Raw genomic sequence first — 17,561 nt, forward strand, 5'->3', positions numbered from 1 at the left:
TAATGAAAAGAATCAAGGGACGAACAGACGAAAGCATCCTCGTCTGTGTATATTATGGTCCTAATGGCGAACGGCTTATCCAACGGGGATGTAAAATTGCCAATATGCTTGATTGTCCGCTTTACATTCTTACCGTCGACCCGAAACCATTTGATGAATTGGATGCCGAAAAAACAGGCTACATTGAGAAATGGAAACAGTTGGCCGAACAGCATAGTGCAGACGCGTTTATATTGAAGGACAACGAAAAGCGGCCAATTTCAAAGGTGATCGCGGAAGCGGCTAGAGATAAAAACGTTACCCAGATTGTTCTGGGCCAAACTGCGCAAAGCCGGTGGGAACAAATTGCTAAGGGATCAATCATTAACTCTCTGCTGCGGGAAATTCCCTTTGTTGACCTCCATATTATTTCCGTCTCTCGTCAATTAAAAAACTCGGACAGTCATTACGATAAGGGTGTGCGTGCCTACCTTGTAAAGGAAGAGAACCACTACAGGCTCATCTTCAAACATACAAGGGAGGTTGAATTTGAAGGAATTTTCTTCAAGGAATTTGGAACCGACTTTGATAATGGCATTTTTAAATTTATGAAGGATAAAGAGACATTACAAGTCCAAGTTCATGATGGTATTGTGAAAGAATTGACAAACGTTGCAATGGATACTGACACAACGAAGGATGATGAATATTTATAAAAAACCTCCCCCTTTGCGGAGGTTTTTTCTTTTGCTAATAAGAAAGGTTGCTCATAAATTCACATCCACTTTTATTAGACGCTTCTCGTCCTGCTTATTTATTCCAATATACCTTAAAGTTTCGGACGGAGAATGATGATGGTAAATTTGCATAATAATCGAAATCGCGATCCCTTTCCGATAGGCGTGATACCCGAATGTTTTTCTAAGTGTATGCATGCCAATTTTCCCCGGGATCCCTGCTTCTTTTGCCACTTTATTTATGATTCGATAGGCTTGCTGCCGTGTGATCGGCTGGTTGTTTTTTTTGGACTTAAACAAGAAATCGCTGTCCTCAAATTCATGGGTTTTCAAATAATTCGTCAATTCCTGCTGAACATTATTATTTATATAGTAGGCGTGAGTTTCACCGCTATTGCAATCCTTTAAATAGATAAACTCTTTGATCCCTTTTTCATCTCTTATATCCTTCACTTTAATGGAAAGAAGTTCATTTACTTTAATCCCAGTATTAATTCCAAAAACAAAAAGCAATAAATCTCTTTGTGATTGTGTTCTTAAGATGCTTTTAATAGCATTGATACTTTCAATATCTCTAATCGGATCCACATACTCCATGGAGGGCCTCCTAATGTTACATAAGTCAATGGTACCATATATTAAGTTACATAACAAAGAAAAAGGCTGAATATTTCTTCAGCCTTCCGATCAAATTATGGTTTTAAAATAACTTTGATGCAGTCGTCTGTTCTAGTATCAAACACTTCATATCCGTGCTTGGCTTGGTGGCAAAGGCAGCAGTTCGAAACTATACTGTTGGGATTACGGAAACAGCGACACCTGAATTGAAGGCCGCATTACGTGCTCAATTAAATGATACGATTGCCACCCATGAAAACATTACTAATTATATGGTGGCAAAGGGATTCTATCATCCCCATAACTTGTCAGAACAGCTGCAGCTGGATTTATCTGTCGGTGAAACGGCAATTAATTTGGCGCAAAAATTATAAAGGAGAACACGCCGGCGGGCGGTTCTCCTTTTATCTTTGGTTCTGCATTTCTTTTAACGCCTTTTTGTCAATTTTTCCGACATGGGTTTTTGGGAGTTCTTCCAGCCGAATAAACAACTTCGGAATTTTATAGCGGCCCAGCTTTGCCTCGCAATAGGCCTTCAATTCTTCATCCTGTATGGATGTATTTTTTAAAACAAGGAAGGCTGAGACAATCTCACCCCATTTCTCATCTGGAAGACCTACCACGGCGACTTCATTGACCGCCGGATGGGCGGCTAGCCAATGCTCAATTTCCAAGGGATAGATATTTTCTCCGCCGCTAATAATCATATCTTTTTTCCGTCCGACAATATAATGGAAACCCTGTTCATCGCTTTTGGCCAAATCCCCGGTTGAAATCCAACCGTTTTGTATCGTTTCATTTGTTGCCTTTTCATTGTTCCAATAATGGGAAAATCCGTGCTTTCCGCTAATAAGTAGCTCTCCGACTTCGTTTGGCCCTGCCGGATGGCCGTCCGATTTTACCAGCCTGATGGCATTAAATAACATCGGCTTTCCGACTGATCCCCGTTTCAATTGTGCCTCCTCTGGCGTAATGTAAAAATTATTCGGCCCTGCCTCCGTGAGGCCATATCCTTCTTTAAATGCCAAGCCTTTTCGCCGATAAGCTTCGTAGATTTGGATTGGGCAGGGCGCTCCGCCTGATAGGAAAACTTTCATGGACGGAAACTGGCAATTCTTGAAATCTTCTGTTTGAACCAACATATGATGCATGGTTGGCACCAACAGAATGACCGTACACTGATAGCGGTTGATGGATTGCGCTGCTTTTTCGCCAGTAAACCCTTCTCCAATAACCACTGTCCCACCCATCATCAGAATCGGGATGCAAAGCGCGTTCAAACCCCCGGTATGAAACATCGGCATATAGTTGACCGTTACCTCTTGGTCAGTTAAGCCCCAGCTTAAAATCGTATTGATCCCGTTCCAAAGGATGGTTTGATGACTTAACACCACCCCTTTTGGTTTACCGGTTGTTCCGCCAGTATAAATCATCGCCAATGGGTCGGTTTCATGGATTTCGACTGCGGGGCCAGGAGTGCACTCCGGATAATCCCATATATCAATAAAGATGGGGTCTGGTTTCTCAAGGGGGAGCTGCTGATAGATTTCGTTGAATTGCTGATGGACTCCAATATATTTTGGGGTGCAGTCTTGTAAAATCCCCCCAATCTCATGCAAGGAAAGCCGCCAATTTAGCGGAACAAATATCGCTCCGATTTTTCCGCAGGCAAACAGCAAATCAAAATAACTGATATGATTCGGGGCGAGCAGGGCGATCCGGTCACCCTTTTTTACACCCCGTTCATATAGCCAGTTCGCTACTGTCTTCGCCCGTCCGTTCAATTGTGTATATGTCCAGACCGTATTGGTCTCTTCTTCGATCACGGCAGCCTTATTAGGCGATAGTCTCGCCCTATTTTCCAGCCAATCCAGTTCCCATCTCACCAAAAATTCGCTCCTTCACTACTAGATGGGACTATTTTAGCGAGATTTGGTTACAAGGGAGTTACAGGGAACCGGCTTTCGGATTATATCTACAAATTTGGGGAGGATATCTACAATTTTTAGAACATATCTACAAATTTACGGAGGATATCTACAATTCCACGAATATATCTACAAAGTTCACAAAATGGACAAAACCTCTAAATAGAAAATAGAAAGACGGCCCCGGAAAGGCCGCCTCTAAACTACTAAACCTGAACTTCTTTTTCCAAAAACTGTTCCATTGCCCCCAGCAATTGCGGCAGGTCATCGACCAACGCCGAATGGCCGCAATTTTTCAACTCAACAACAGTAGCTCTATCCCCAAGATCCTCAACCAATTCCATTGTCATTGCCCGTGGAACAACCATATCGCGCTCCCCATACAGGACCAGCACCGGAACATTAATATCATCTACTCTACCATTCCCAGCAACGAGTCCGTTATGGTGATGGCTGATATTAAAAGTATTATTGCAATGATGCACCTCGGCCAAATTCCTTTGGGTCCGCATATCCTGAACATACTCATCATAAAGCTCGGACGCAGGCTGATTATGCGTGTAAATCACTGCGTTCCAAATTAGCTTGAGCAGTTCCACATTATTCGTATCATAGGCGGTCTGTACTGGAAGTGTAACCATAAGATCGCGTTTAATTTCATCATGGGTGGTAAAACGGCGCGGCTCATCGGTATCATTCAACTTGCCGACAAACGGATACCCTCGAGTCGATTCCGACGCCAATAATATCAGCTTATTGCAATAGCCCGGGTAATCGACGGCAAATTGCATCGCGACCGCTCCGCCGGTTGACCAGCCGACTGCAGCAAAATCATTTAGTCCAATCGCATCCACGAACAGTTTCACATCATCGGAAAAGTCTTTAATTGACATAACCTGCTTATTGTAGGTGGACAAACCGAAGCCCCGTAAATCAACGGCATAAAGTTTATACTTCACATCCATGTTTTCGAGCACTAGATCCCAGTGCTTTGATGAGGTCATATTCCCATGGATTAATAATACTTTAATTTCTCCGCCATCCCTTTCACGGTAATAAAGCGTTTCCCCATTTGACAGCTCGACACTTTTTACTGCCATATTTACCATCTTCCTCATCCCTTTCCCTAATTATTGTTACTATTCTATGAATCTTCCGCAATTTCCTTCATAAAGATCATCGCTTCTTCAATTGATCCAAATAATGTCTCCCGATCCTCCTGGACATGGGTCACCTTGATCCGCCATTGCCGCTCTCCTGTTTCGCTTTCGACCCCTGCCATTTGAAAGCGGACAACGAAGGAGGTAATTGCTTTCATATCCACCCGAATTCCTCCCTCTAACCTGCCAATTTTTCCGCCTTTTTTGCCGGCTCTGGCTTTTTCCGCTTAAAGGAAACGTTCCCTAATGTTCCAACAATTCCTTTCGGAAAAAACATCACGACCAGGATATAAATAATTCCAAAAAATATAATCCACCGTTCAAAAATGGCATGCTCTTTTGCGAGTTCGGTCAACCAGTCGTGGGCAAATTCGATTAACCCTGCGCCAATCATCGCCCCGTACAGTGTGCCGACCCCGCCGATGATCGTCATCAATAACGCATCAAGGGTGATATCCATCGAAAAAACACTCGTGTTGACAAACCGTAATGACATTGCATAAAGTATGCCAGCCATCCCGGCCAGAACTCCAGAAACGACACTGGCAGCAATTTTATAATGCAGCACCTGGAATCCCAATGATTCTGTCCGCTGCTCATTTTCGCGAATTGCCTGCAGCACCCGACCCAACGGGGAATTGGTAAACCGTTTCAGCAGCATGAACGCCGCGGCCATTACCGCCAAGCAGAGCAGATAGTAATGGGTTCGGTCAATAAATTGCTCTGGAATCCTGAAGGTAAAGCCGTCATTTCCATACGTCAAGCTACGCCATTTTTCCGCCAGCACCAAAAACAAGCCGGACAGGGACAACGTCAGCATCGCATAGAAATGACTTTTTAACCTGAGCGTCAGTAAACCGACTATAAAGCTGATTGCCGCGGTTAAAACAAGCGTCGCCACTAGTGCCAGCAAAAAATGGACCATTGTCGGCTCAAATCGTTTCATAAAGATTCCAATCGAATAGGCGCCAATTCCAAAGAACATCGCATGCCCAAATGAGACAATTCCTGTAAAGCCGAGCAGAAGGTCGTAACTCATAGCAAATACTGAAAAAATAAAGATTTGCGTCAGCAAAATCATCAAGTTTCTAGATTCATAGACAAATGGCAGTACCAGCAGGAAAGCAGTAACTAGCCAAAACATTGAAGTGCCTTTATTCGTTTGTATCCACTTCATTTCCTCACCCCTTTGCCCCGAATAGACCCTGCGGCCGTACCAATAACACAACAGCCATTAACAGCATATTGACCGCAAGTGACAGATCCGGTACATAATAGGCCATAAACGACCCGGACAGTCCCACTAAGATCGCGGCCAGGATGGATCCTTTGAAATTCCCCATTCCGCCGATCACCACAACGATAAATGCAAGAATCGCGAATTCCATCCCCATCCCGGCATGAATCACACCGGAATATGGGCCCAGGAGAACACCGCCAAGCGCTGCCATTCCCGAACCGATCATAAACACAAACATAAACACCTTTTGAATGTTAATGCCCAATGCCTGCACCATTTCCTTGTTCATAACACCAGCGCGGACAACGAGGCCAATTTTCGTTTTTTTCAATAAATACTGGACCCCGCCAAATATTAGCAAGCCGACAAATATAATAAACACACGGTATTTGATAATGATGACATCGCCCACTTCCCAGGCTCCCACTAAATAATCAGGGGGGTTAGCGGTCAGTTGATTCGGCCCCCAAACCACCTTTAGCATTTCCGATAATACGAGCATCAGACCGAGGGTAATCAAAATTTGCTGAACATGATTCCCATACACCGGTTTAATGATCCATTTTTCCGTTATAATTCCGAGCAGGAATCCAGTCAGAATCGCACCAGCGATACCGATTAGGAAGCTTCCTGTTTGGCTGTAAACCCACAGCCCGCTGTAGGCTCCCCAAGCAAATAACCCGCCGTGAGCAAAGTTAAGCACATCCATTAAGCCAAAAATCAGCGTCAAACCTGCCGCCAGCAGAAAAATCAGCATTCCTGTTGCCAGCCCATTTAACGTTAAATTGAAAAATAAATCCACCTGCTCCGTCCTCCTTTCCTACGCGATGCCCAAATATTTGCGCTTCTTTTCTTCATCCTGTTTTAATTCCTGCATCGAGCCGTGACTGACGGTGCGACCGTCATCGATAATGTAAAACCGATCGCCAATTGTGCTGGCCATCATAAAGTTTTGCTCGACCAACACGATCGTTGTCTGCTCCTTCATCTGCATGATTGACTCCATCACCTTCTCGACGACAATCGGGGCTAACCCCTTGCTTGGCTCATCAATCAACAGCAGTTCATTTTCGTTGATATAGGCTCTGGCAATGGCCAGCATTTGCTTTTGCCCCCCGCTTAAAAGGCCGCCGGGTTTTTTCCAAAACTTTTTCAAGTCGGGAAATAACTCCAGTATCCAATCCATCCGTTTGGCTGTCTCTTCATTATCCTTTTGGATCGCTACCTTCATATTTTCCTCAACGGTTAATCCGGCAAAAATCCCTTGATCCTCCGGGACATAGCCGATTCCTCTTTTGGCAATGGTGTACGTTGGAAGAGTGTGAATCGCTTCGCCTTTAAACATGACGCTGCCTTTCGTTGCGGGCGAAAACCCCATAATCGTTCGTAACGTGGTTGTTTTTCCCGCCCCGTTTCTGCCAAGGAGGACCGTAACTTCCCCTTGCTTAACTTCTAGTGAAATACCTTGAAGAATATGATATTGGCCGATATGGGTTTCTACAGCATTTAGCATTAACAAGTCGCTCATTCGTAAAGACCTCCTAAATAAGCGGACTGAACCGTTTCATTTTTCATGATTTCTTCAGGAGTACCGTCAGCAAGCAGCCGTCCATTAAACAGAACCATAACGGAATCCGACAAATCCAAGATCATATCCATCTTGTGTTCAATCAGGATAATCGTCCGGTTCCCTTGCTCTTTAATCCGCTTGATAACTTCCAAAATCGCCGGGACCTCCTCAAGGGACATTCCTGCCGTAGGCTCATCCAACAATAGAAGCTCCGTCTCCAAAGCCAGCAGCATCGCAATTTCAAGCTTGCGCTTTTCGCCATGTGCCAAATTGCTTGCCAAGGAATCCTTTTTATCATCCAGCAGCACAAGCTTCAGCCATTCCAATGCTTTTTCTTCAAATTCGCGGTATTTTTTATAATGAAACAGCATTTGATAACGAACGCCTGCCTGCGATTGCACTGCCAATCTTACATTCTCCAAAACAGTTAAATTAGGAAACACGTTGGTAATTTGAAACGAACGGCCAATCCCTTCCCGTGTCCGTTTTGTCGGGGAAAGGCGGGTAATATCTTTTCCGCGGTAGTAGATGCTGCCTTTTGTCGGGGATAGCTGGCCGCTTAACAAATTAAAAAATGTTGTTTTACCTGCACCGTTTGGCCCGATGATCGACTTGAACTTCTTTTCCGGAACAGTGATCGTCACCGAGTCGACCGCAGTATGTCCGCCAAAAGTTATGGTTAAATCCTTTGTTTCAATCAATGCCGTCATTTATGGCACCGCCCTCTCAATTAAAAATAATGAAAGGGGGACCAGCATTTACCTGGTCAAGCCCCTAATTTTTTCTTACTTATTTCGAATTGGCGGAGCTGTTTCCTCCGGAGTCAACTCACGCATCAGCACTGGAACCGGATATGGAACACCGTCCTTTTTCTCAAGCTTAATGGCATATAGTGCTTGTAATGCTTGGTGGTCCTCAGGTCGGAATGTCATTTTTCCTTTCGGGCTTTCAAAGCTCAAGCCTTCCATTGCTTTAATCAGCGTATCCGCATCCGTATCGCCCTTCGTTTTCTTGACAGCTTCAACGATGGCGATTGCCGCACTCATTCCGCCCGGTGTAAACAGGTCTGGCACTTCATTATTAAAGCGTTTCTTGTGTTCAGTTACCAACCAATCATTGATTTTATTTTTCGGCAGGTCATGATAATAAACGGTGAAGCCTTCCATACCAACCAACGGCTCCATTGTCGCCAATGCCGCGATATCCGGTGCACCAGTTGAAATCTTGATGCCTTTATCCTGAACCTTCATATCAGCAATTTGTTTCCATGGTGAGTTCGCCCCGGCCCAGACAACAAATAGGTAGTCAGGTTTGGCATCAATTATTTTTTGGATGTTGGAAGTGAAATCGGTAGCTGCTGGGTCGGCGTATTCTTCCTTGACGATATCGGCGCCCAGCTTCTTAGCCGCTTCTTTAAATGCGGCAACACCATCTCGTCCAAATGAATAGTCAGGTGCTAGGGTCGCGATTTTTACACCTTTTTTCGCAATCGCGGCAGCACCAGCCACAGCATCCTGGGAAGAGTTCCGTGCGGTACGGAAAATATACTTATTAAACTCGGAACCTGTAATGGTGTCGGCCGCAGCCGGTTCTACCACCATGATTTTTTGATATTCCTCGGCCAGCGGCAGGACTGCCAGCGTGTCCGCAGAGCTTGACGACCCAACTAAGAAATCTACTTTATCTTCTTCTAATAGTTTTGTTGCTTTTTGAACAGCGACTTCAGGCTTTGTTTCCGTATCTTCTACAAAAAATTCAATTTTTCTTCCGTCGACTTCCATCTTGCCGTCAGTGGCATATTCCAAGCCCAGCTCAAAGCCCCTCAGTGTTTGCTTGCCGTAGGACTCAAGCGCGCCTGTCTTGGATGCAAGCACCCCAATCTTGATTGGTTCCTTTGTCTCCGCCTTCTTATCATCGCCGCCTTCCTTTGGATCTGATGACGACTTGTCGGAGCTGCATGCGCTGGCAAACAACATCATAAAAATAAGTAACCCTAAAAATGCCCATTTCTTCCGGTTTCCCTTCAATGTTCTTCCCCCTTAAAATTTAAAAAATTTGATTGTATTGCTTTGGACTTATCATAAAAAAAGAGAGTTACATAGAAGTTACAAAAAAAACAGCCCGGATGTCAGGCTGTTTAGAGCGGCTTTATATAGCTGTCTGATTCGATAATCATTTCGTACATATGCTTTGTCGGTTCGAGCGGCGTTACCCCCAGCTCCTCCTCAAGGACATCTGTACACTTTTTATACCATTTCAATGCCTGCGGGCGGTTATTTTTTCGATAATAACAATACATCAGCAGACGATAGGCTTCTTCCCAGGTACGGTCCCGCTCCAGTATCTTTTCACACCAGAAAATGGCCCGGTCGTAATTTTCATTGCGGACAGAAATTTGGGCCATTTTCTCCGCTCCCCGCAAAAAGTAAACAAGCATACTTTCCCGTTTGCTGATGCACCAATCATCATAACGCCGCTCTGGCAAATAATCCCCCTGATAAAAGGAAAGTCCCTTTTCCAAATAGTTTTGGGCTTTATTCTGGTCTGATTCATCAAGACCATTTTGAACCCATATTTGAAATTGCTCTGTATCTACTTCGATCACCGCAAGCGGGTTAAGACCATAGAAACTCCCATCCCTGATAATAAAAAATGGGGCAGCCCTTGCTTTTCGTCCCGGTTCCAGCACATGATGAAGACTATTTAAGGCAACCTTAAAATCGCGGTCCCCACTTTTTTTTTCCTGATTGGGCCAGAGTATGGAGAGAATTTCCTCTTTGGCAATTAATTCACCTGTCGTGATGAGCAATTGAAATAATTCCTTGGCTTTTTCCCGCAGCCATTCCTTCTCGCCAACTTCCTTATCACCCAGCCAAATTTTAAATTGGCCCAGGGTTTGGACCCGGACCGAATAGCCAGGATGTGATTCGAGTGCAGTTATCCCCATATCCTGCAGGATTTTTGCTCCATATGCCTTTTGGTTGCCTTCCTTTAGGCATTGAAGCAAGAGCGGCACAAATACTTGCAAATCCCTTGGGCCAAAAACAGAACGCTTATGAAAAAAGAACTCATAGTCATACATCTGAATTAGACTTAAAAAGGAATCTGCATACCTTAGCATTTCAGGTTGCTTTTTTTCAAGATAAAAGCAATGTGACAGCCAAAACGCGCTCAGCATTTGCCCATAGGAATCCTCGCACTCACGGAATAGCATTCCAGCCTGTTCAAGGTAATTCAACGCTTTTGACAGTCGGTCATTATAAACACTGGCAATCCCCATGCCAAGGATAATCATGGCAGAAAGCCAAACATCATGGACTTTTTCAGTTTCCAGCAAGGCGAGTCTTCCGGCAGTGATGGCCCGCTCATATTCACCTCGTAATCCATATAAAACGCACAAGCCCATCAACGGTTCGGCTTTCCCGCGCGAGACATTTAAATTGCCCATCAGCTCAAGGGCTGTTTGATAGCAATTTTCCGCCAAGGCAGCATCGTATTTATTGAGGATTTGTACGGCATGACCCATGCGAATCCAACCGCACGCCTCGACAAACGGTGCCTTTAAACTGATGCCCAGTTGAATTCCCGCCTGTGCAAGTTCCTTCGCTTTGTTTCCTTCGCCTGTAAAGGCCTCAATGATGGATAACAATAAGTCTATTTCACGATGGGCCTGAGGCAAATTGGAAAGTTTTGTCCTTTCAAGTTCTGCCTTTTTCTTGTAAAGGAATTTCTTTGCCGTTTCAAACCGTCCCGTTCGCAAATAGAGTCTTGCTTCAAGACTGCCATCGAGGTCGGCATGATTTGTTTCCTTCGCCTTTTCCAGCCACTTCTCCGCTTTTTGCGCCTTTCCAGAGTTTAACAGGTTTTCCGACAACAATTCATACAGCTTCCCGCTTTCTTCGGCTGGCGTTCTGCTTTTCTCGCGGTGGCTGATTGCCTCATATAGTAGACGCTCCGCATGCTGCGGCTGAATCGTATCCAAGTAAATTTTCGCCTTTCCCTCCAGCGCCTTGCTCATTCCAAGAAAATCCTGTTCTTTCGCCGCCCCATCATAGGCAAGTTGATAAAAACGTTCAGCCTCGGAATATTGGGAACGATAGCGGCAGACCTCCGCTTTCAGCAGCCATAATTGATAATACGTCCCCAGCTCTTCATCGGCCATTTTTGCCAAATGGTCGGACAAGCTCTCAAGCTTGCCGTTTTCAAGCATCCGGAAACCATTCTCCTGCAGAATTGCAGCCATCGCTTTGGTGTGATGAATTCTTTGATAATGATAAAGCGCCTTCTCCAACATCTTTCTTTTTTCATAGAATCGGGCACATCTTTCATGAAGCATGGCATAATTTCCCGGATTATTCGTTTGAAACTGCTTTTCCAAAAATTCTTTAAAAAGGGCATGGTAGCGATAATGATTCTGGCCCACCTTTTGAATAAATAAATTTCGCTCCTTCAACTGCTCAAGCAGGCTTGAAGCTGCTTGAAAGCCGATCACCTCCACACACAGCTCCTCGTCGATCTCTTCAAAAATCGAGGTTTGTTCAAGAAACTGCTGAATCATCGGCGGCTGTTTTGCAAAAACCTCCATCACCAAGTACTGGAAAAACTCGGTTAGGGAGTGGGTAGAGTGGGCAAAAAAATCGGAAATATCCGATTTCAACGGAATTTGTTGGGCAATCATGCAGAGGGCAATAATCCAGCCTTCTGTCAATTGGTAAATGGTTTGTAGCTGAGGCTGCTCCAACTCGATACCATAAAGGTCTAAAAGCAGCAATTCCATTTCCTCAATCGTCAAAATGAGGTCGTCTCTGGTGATTTCCAACAAGCGACCTGTTACCTTCATTTTTGTCAGTTGCTTCCAGATGGGACGACTCCGGCTCGAGATGACGATATGTAAATTGTCGGGAATATGCTCGAGCAGTTTTTCCATCCAGCTGTTAATCGTGTAGGATTGTTCAATCTGATGAAAGTCATCGAGAACCAGGGTAATTTCTAAGTCGATATCAAGAAGTTCGTTAATGAACAGTGAACATAAATAATTTAGTTCCTCTTCACGTATATAGCGGTCCATTGTTTCAATATAAGCTGATAATTCCAACCCAAAATGGGGAACAATTTTTCTGATGGCATGGATGATATGTGCGAGAAACGGAAGAATATCATCATCCATCGAGGAAATCGAATACCAGCAACCCAAGATTTTTTCATCGTTCATAAATAAGGCCATCGCTGTGCTTTTTCCATAGCCTGCACCGGCGTGAATAACTGTTAACGGGTAGTTGGGGATTGTCTTCATTTTTAGGGTAAGCTTCGCCCGCCTAATAAAATCGTCCTTTACTGTTGGTATGCGCAGCTTTGTCCCAATAATCGGAAGCTTCATAAAGCACCCCCTTCTTAACCAATTTTCCTAATATTCACTATTTTATCACAATATCACCAAAAATTGGACGAAAAAAAGAGGCCAGTTTCCAGCCCCCATTAGTCTTCTTCATAAATCATTTTTCTTGTCATTCCGCCGTCAACTACCAAATTAATGCCAGTGACAAAATCATTTTCTTTAGCTGTCAGGTAGAGACAGGCACGGGCAATATCACCAGGATTGCCCACCCGCTTCGAGAAATGCTGCTCGTGGTCGATTTCCCGCAGCTCGGACTCATCACCGGTATGAATCCAACCGGGCGAGATCGCATTGACGGTAATCCGGTCTTGACCAAGGGTTGCCGCTAATGCATGTGTCAGCGCGACAATCCCGCCTTTGGTGGCCGCATAAGCTTCAGTATTCGGCTCCGACATTAACGCTCGCGTTGAAGCGATGTTTACAATCGAACCGCCGTCTGGATTGTTTCGCATTAGCTTGGCTCCCTCCTTGGAACAAAGGAATACGCTGCGCAGGTTCGTATTGATGACATTGTCCCACGTCTCAAGGGTTAGTTCGTAAAATGGAGTAAATTTGCTGATCCCGGCATTGTTGATTATAATATCCATTTTTCCGTATGTATTTGCTGTTACCTCCATTAAACGAATAACATCTTCTTCAAGGCGCACATCTGTTTTTGCAAAAATAGCTTCGCCACCATGTTCACGAATTTCATTGACCGTCCGTTCTCCTGCTTCCACATCAAAATCGGCTACAACCACTTTTCCTCCTTTTTCGGCATAGGCCATGGCAACACCGCGGCCAATGCCCTTTCCAGCACCGGTAACAATAACAACTTTTCCTGAAAAATTCATCTGTCTGCTCCCTCTCTTTGAAATATACATTCCGACCTAATTTTACATGAATGGGGAATGTTATAAAACGATATACACCTGAAGAAACTAACCTATCGAAAATTTTTAAAGGAGGATTTCTATGAGCGAAAAATGTTTTTATTGTACTGATGAACTCGATGAAAGACAACGGCATTTTGTGTCCTTTGTTTCCTCAAACCAGGAGAGAGATGAGATTCTTTGCCCTGATTGCTACCAAGACTGGCTGCAAGGGTTAAAAGGGTGAAAAAATGGGGCTGCCCCAATGAGCCGCCCCTTTCCTTTTACTTCACACACTTTTCAACTTCCTGTACGCTGCTTCCCACATAATCAATGTTCAATGTTTTAGCTGTCATATCAGGAAATGCAGACTGCAGCATCGCTGACAAACATTCGCCTTGTCCCTTTTCCGTAAAGCATAGAATAGTGGGGCCTGCACCGCTCAATGCCACCCCAAACGCCCCATTTTCCTTGGCAAATTGTTGGATTTTCTGATAAAAAGAGATCAACGGCTTACGATAAGGCTGATGAAATAAATCCTGTTCCATCATTTTTCCGGCAAGCGCCCACTGTTTGCTTAACAATGCTGCCACTAAAAGATTTGCGGTTGCCGATGCCTGGACCGCATCATTTCTTGAAAAAGAAGCCGGCAACACTCCCCGTGAATCTTTTGTTAACAGGATTTCCTTTGGAATTACCGCAACTGTTTCAATCGCAAGATCCGAGAACGATAACATTTCGACCTCTTTGTGGTTGTAACAACCTACCACAAGACCTCCGTAAAGCGAAGCACCGACATTATCAGGATGGCCTTCAATCCCGGTTGCGAAAAGGAGCTTTTCTTGTTTGGTCAGCCTCAAATCGGCGAACGTATCAGCAAGTTCGATCCCGGCGACGATCGCAGAGGCACTTGACCCTAGTCCTCGGGCTAATGGAATTTCACTTTTCATTTTCACTCGACAAGGCGGCATCACCTTGTCAAATTGCTCAGCTGTTTTCACGGCTATTTGCGCGATAAAATGCTGCTCATTCGTTGGAAGTCCTTTCAGTTCCTCATCATCCGAGACGAACTCCCAGCGATCGCTGCTCTCTGCCTCAAGGGTTATATATAAATCAAGGGCAAGTCCCATTGAGTCAAACCCGGGCCCAAGATTGGCAGTGCTTGCCGGGACCCTGATATTCACTCTGTTAGGTAACGGCATTGCCGACAACCCCTTGGATATGCTTTTTCACCGCTTGTTCATCGTTAGGCAGCTGTGTCGGCTTTACCAAGCTGCTTCCTATCGCCGTATCTGGATCCTTTAAACCGTTTCCGGTAAGGACGGAGACAATTTTTGTACCTTTGGTGATTTTTCCTTGCTGCAACGCTTTATAGACACCAGCGATTGAGGCACAGGATGCCGGTTCGGCAAACACACCCTCGGTAGAAGCGAGCTTTTTATAGGCAGCAACGATTTCTTCATCGGTAACCTCATCAAATTGGCCATTTGATTCGGCAACGGCATTCACAGCCAAATCCCAGCTAGCTGGGTTGCCAATGCGAATCGCCGTCGCAATCGTTTCCGGATTTTCAAATACGCGGTTATGGACAAGGGCGGCGGCACCCGCCGCTTCAAAGCCAAACATACGCGGCAGACCGGTTTCCTTCTGGTCGTTGTACTCTTTAAATCCTTTCCAGTAAGCACTGATGTTTCCAGCATTTCCGACTGGAATCGCCAGAATTTCCGGTGCAGAGCCTAGCTGGTCGCACACCTCAAAGGCAGCTGTTTTTTGCCCTTCAAGCCTGTAAGGGTTCACTGAATTAACAAGAGTAATCGGTTCGACCTCACTAATGTCTCGTACCATTTTCAGTGCTTGGTCAAAATTCCCCTCAATTGAAATAATCTCGGCACCGTACATCATTGCCTGCGCCAGCTTACCCATGGCAATTTTTCCTTCTGGTATCACGACGATACATTTTAATCCAGCCCGGGCCGCATAGGCAGCAGCAGCAGCCGATGTATTTCCCGTGGAAGCGCAAATGACGGTTTGGCTTCCTTCCTCTACCGCCTTGGCAACCGCCATCACCATTCCGCGGTCCTTAAAGGAGCCTGTCGGATTTGCTCCTTCGACTTTGACATAAAGCTCTACGCCCCATTCTTCCGAGAGCCGTTCCAACTTAATCAGCGGAGTATTTCCTTCATTCAGGGTCAATTGGGGTGTTTCATTCGTAACTGGTAAATATTCTTTATACGCTTCTAATAATCCTGGCCATCTCATAATGATTTCCTCACCACTCTATATGCACTTTTAATTTCTTTTAATGTGGGCAGCTCATTTAACTCCTGCAAAATTTGGTCATAGTCCGTCAATGATGCCCGATGTGTCACCAACACAATTTCAGAAACCTCATTCTTCTTAACCGGAAGCTGAAGAATTTTTTCAAAACTAACACCATGTCTGGCAAATATCGAGGTAATCTCGGCAAATACGCCAACCTCGTCCTTTACATGGAGCCGCAGAAAGTACTTCGAGAATTTTTCATTGTTACCCTTTAAAAGTTTAGGGTATTGCGGGGTGACCGCACTTTTGCCGTTAACGCCAATGCGCAAATTTTTGATCACACCGACGAGGTCGGAAACTACCGATGTCGCAGTTGGAAGGCTTCCGGCCCCCGGGCCGTAAAACATCGTTTCGCCAACAGCTTCACCATAAACGTAAACAGCATTGTATTCATTCTGCACGGAAGCAAGCGGATGGTTGTTTGAGAGAAAAGTCGGAGCGACACTGACCTCCACTTTTTCTCCCTCGCGATGGGCATAACCTATCAGTTTCATTGTATATCCGAGCTGCTTTCCGTAGTTGATGTCCTCCTCAGTCACCTTGGAAATCCCGCTGACCTGAACATCTTCCAAATCGATATGCATCGAAAATCCCAACACCGCAAGAATCGTCATCTTCCGGGCAGCATCCAGTCCCTCAACATCCGCAGTCGGGTCAGCCTCGGCAAAGCCAAGTTCCTGCGCTTCTTTGAGAACCTCATCATAAGAACGCCCTTCAATGCTCATTTTTGTTAAAATGTAGTTCGTCGTCCCGTTTACAATCCCCATCATTTGCGTAATCCGGTCGGAAGCAAGCCCGTCAACCAACCCTCTTAAAATGGGAATCCCTCCGGCAACACTTGCTTCATAAAATAAATCGCAGCCATACTCGGAAGCAACCGTTAACAGTTCCGAACCATGCAAGGCCATCAAATCCTTGTTGGCCGTTACAACATGCTTCCCCTGACGAAGAGCAGTAATCAAATAGTCTTTTGTGTCATCGACACCGCCCATGACCTCAATGACCACGTCAATTTCCTCATCAAGCAAAATATCATCAGGATTTGATGTCAACATTTCCTGTTCTACTTCTATCATTCTTGTTTTATATAAATCTTGAACTAGTATTTTTTTGACAGCAACTGGACAGCCGACTTGGTGCATTAATTTGTCCTGATGGTTTTTAATAATTTGGACAACACCCGATCCAACCGTACCTAACCCTAGTAAACCTATTGAAATAGCCTTCACATAATCCCCCTCCATCCCAAGCATTTGTCCTCGTAGCGAAAACAAATGTATTTCTGTTGTAGACATTATAAAGTTGTTTGATTTTTTTTACAATAGTTATATTTTTCAATTTTATACTGTAATCGCTTACTCCTGCATCATATCAGTGTTCTTAATTTTCAGCAAAATTTTTCTCTGGAAATACGCAAAATTTTTTACGTTTTATCCCTTTACAAGCTTGAAGATGAGGTTGTAGAATAAAGCCTATATTCATTGTATTTTGAAATTTGCACCAATTTGCGGTATTCTAAAAATAACAGTAATGATGAAGACGGCATTAAGAAATGGCTTCAGAGAGCCGGTGGCTGCTGCGAACCGGTGCCAAATCTTATCACGCCCAGCCCTTCTGAACTGGCTGCCGAATCCAGTAGGCATGCCCGGCTAAAACCGTTACCTGTCCCAGAGGCCGCCTTTTGTTTTCAGGCGGCAAACGAGGGTGGCACCACGTTTATCCACGTCCCTCATAACACGACCACTATGTCTGTTATGGGGG

General features: G+C 44.8%; 17 protein-coding genes and 1 other annotated feature. Of the genes, 3 read left to right on the forward strand and 14 right to left on the reverse strand.

Going from position 1 to position 17,561, the window contains the following annotated elements:
* Nucleotides 1-2: 2 nt before the first annotated feature.
* Entirely contained in the window at nucleotides 3-695 is a 693-nt protein-coding gene (locus tag AR334_RS16890) for a universal stress protein (protein WP_066313983.1), read from the forward strand.
* A gap of 51 nt (nucleotides 696-746) precedes the next feature.
* On the opposite strand, the gene AR334_RS16895 is transcribed toward AR334_RS16890, so the two are convergent.
* Complete coding sequence (locus AR334_RS16895) at nucleotides 747-1,313, reverse strand: tyrosine-type recombinase/integrase (protein WP_066313985.1); 567 nt, start codon at nucleotides 1,311-1,313, stop codon at nucleotides 747-749.
* 167 nt (nucleotides 1,314-1,480) lie between these two features.
* Here AR334_RS16895 and AR334_RS16900 point away from each other — a divergent pair, with 167 nt between their 5' ends.
* Complete coding sequence (locus AR334_RS16900; protein WP_172799242.1) at nucleotides 1,481-1,708, forward strand: spore coat protein; 228 nt, start codon at nucleotides 1,481-1,483, stop codon at nucleotides 1,706-1,708.
* Between the two features lie 30 nt (nucleotides 1,709-1,738).
* Here AR334_RS16900 and AR334_RS16905 read toward each other — a convergent pair whose 3' ends face one another.
* The 10 genes from AR334_RS16905 to AR334_RS16950 all read right to left on the reverse strand — a co-directional run bounded on the left by AR334_RS16905 (nucleotide 1,739) and on the right by AR334_RS16950 (nucleotide 13,460).
* Nucleotides 1,739-3,220: a class I adenylate-forming enzyme family protein gene (locus tag AR334_RS16905; RefSeq protein WP_066313988.1), complete on the reverse strand. Its 1,482-nt coding sequence runs from the start codon at nucleotides 3,218-3,220 to the stop codon at nucleotides 1,739-1,741.
* Between the two features lie 248 nt (nucleotides 3,221-3,468).
* The gene (locus tag AR334_RS16910; protein WP_172799243.1) at nucleotides 3,469-4,371 is read right to left on the reverse strand and encodes an alpha/beta fold hydrolase; all 903 of its coding nucleotides are present in this window, start codon (nucleotides 4,369-4,371) and stop codon (nucleotides 3,469-3,471) included.
* 35 nt (nucleotides 4,372-4,406) lie between these two features.
* Complete coding sequence (locus tag AR334_RS16915) at nucleotides 4,407-4,586, reverse strand: hypothetical protein (RefSeq protein WP_066313993.1); 180 nt, start codon at nucleotides 4,584-4,586, stop codon at nucleotides 4,407-4,409.
* A 14-nt stretch (nucleotides 4,587-4,600) separates the two neighbouring features.
* Nucleotides 4,601-5,599: a branched-chain amino acid ABC transporter permease gene (locus AR334_RS16920; protein WP_066313996.1), complete on the reverse strand. Its 999-nt coding sequence runs from the start codon at nucleotides 5,597-5,599 to the stop codon at nucleotides 4,601-4,603.
* 4 nt (nucleotides 5,600-5,603) lie between these two features.
* Nucleotides 5,604-6,464 (reverse strand): branched-chain amino acid ABC transporter permease, encoded by an 861-nt coding sequence (locus AR334_RS16925; RefSeq protein ID WP_066314001.1) that lies wholly within the window; start codon nucleotides 6,462-6,464, stop codon nucleotides 5,604-5,606.
* 18 nt (nucleotides 6,465-6,482) lie between these two features.
* Nucleotides 6,483-7,190 carry an ABC transporter ATP-binding protein gene (locus AR334_RS16930; protein WP_066314002.1) on the reverse strand — a complete coding sequence of 236 codons (708 nt, stop codon included), beginning with the start codon at nucleotides 7,188-7,190 and terminating at the stop codon, nucleotides 6,483-6,485.
* Nucleotides 7,187-7,942: an ABC transporter ATP-binding protein gene (locus AR334_RS16935; protein WP_066314003.1), complete on the reverse strand. Its 756-nt coding sequence runs from the start codon at nucleotides 7,940-7,942 to the stop codon at nucleotides 7,187-7,189. Before AR334_RS16935 ends, AR334_RS16930 begins: the two co-directional genes overlap by 4 nt.
* 75 nt (nucleotides 7,943-8,017) lie before the next feature.
* Entirely contained in the window at nucleotides 8,018-9,211 is a 1,194-nt protein-coding gene (locus tag AR334_RS16940) for a substrate-binding domain-containing protein (protein ID WP_066315338.1), read from the reverse strand.
* 158 nt (nucleotides 9,212-9,369) lie between these two features.
* Complete coding sequence (locus tag AR334_RS16945; protein ID WP_066314010.1) at nucleotides 9,370-12,609, reverse strand: BTAD domain-containing putative transcriptional regulator; 3,240 nt, start codon at nucleotides 12,607-12,609, stop codon at nucleotides 9,370-9,372.
* 98 nt (nucleotides 12,610-12,707) lie between these two features.
* The gene (locus AR334_RS16950; protein WP_066314012.1) at nucleotides 12,708-13,460 is read right to left on the reverse strand and encodes a glucose 1-dehydrogenase; all 753 of its coding nucleotides are present in this window, start codon (nucleotides 13,458-13,460) and stop codon (nucleotides 12,708-12,710) included.
* A gap of 121 nt (nucleotides 13,461-13,581) precedes the next feature.
* Here AR334_RS16950 and AR334_RS29970 point away from each other — a divergent pair, with 121 nt between their 5' ends.
* The gene (locus AR334_RS29970; RefSeq protein ID WP_172799244.1) at nucleotides 13,582-13,725 is read left to right on the forward strand and encodes a hypothetical protein; all 144 of its coding nucleotides are present in this window, start codon (nucleotides 13,582-13,584) and stop codon (nucleotides 13,723-13,725) included.
* Nucleotides 13,726-13,762: 37 nt separating this feature from the next.
* Here AR334_RS29970 and thrB read toward each other — a convergent pair whose 3' ends face one another.
* From thrB to AR334_RS16965, 3 genes are read right to left on the reverse strand one after another with little or no spacing between them, the layout of a single operon-like run.
* On the reverse strand, nucleotides 13,763-14,680 hold the full coding sequence (gene thrB, locus AR334_RS16955; RefSeq protein WP_066314014.1) for a homoserine kinase: 918 nt from the start codon (nucleotides 14,678-14,680) through the stop codon (nucleotides 13,763-13,765).
* Entirely contained in the window at nucleotides 14,667-15,737 is a 1,071-nt protein-coding gene (thrC, locus tag AR334_RS16960; protein ID WP_066314016.1) for a threonine synthase, read from the reverse strand. Before thrC ends, thrB begins: the two co-directional genes overlap by 14 nt.
* Nucleotides 15,734-17,029 (reverse strand): homoserine dehydrogenase, encoded by a 1,296-nt coding sequence (locus AR334_RS16965; RefSeq protein WP_172799245.1) that lies wholly within the window; start codon nucleotides 17,027-17,029, stop codon nucleotides 15,734-15,736. The genes thrC and AR334_RS16965 overlap by 4 nt, the downstream gene beginning before the upstream one ends.
* A 292-nt stretch (nucleotides 17,030-17,321) precedes the next feature.
* Nucleotides 17,322-17,533, forward strand: a binding site (T-box leader).
* Nucleotides 17,534-17,561: the final 28 nt, after the last annotated feature.

The organism is Bacillus sp. FJAT-29814 (assembly GCF_001510715.1).
Lineage (GTDB): Bacteria > Bacillota > Bacilli > Bacillales > Cytobacillaceae > Neobacillus.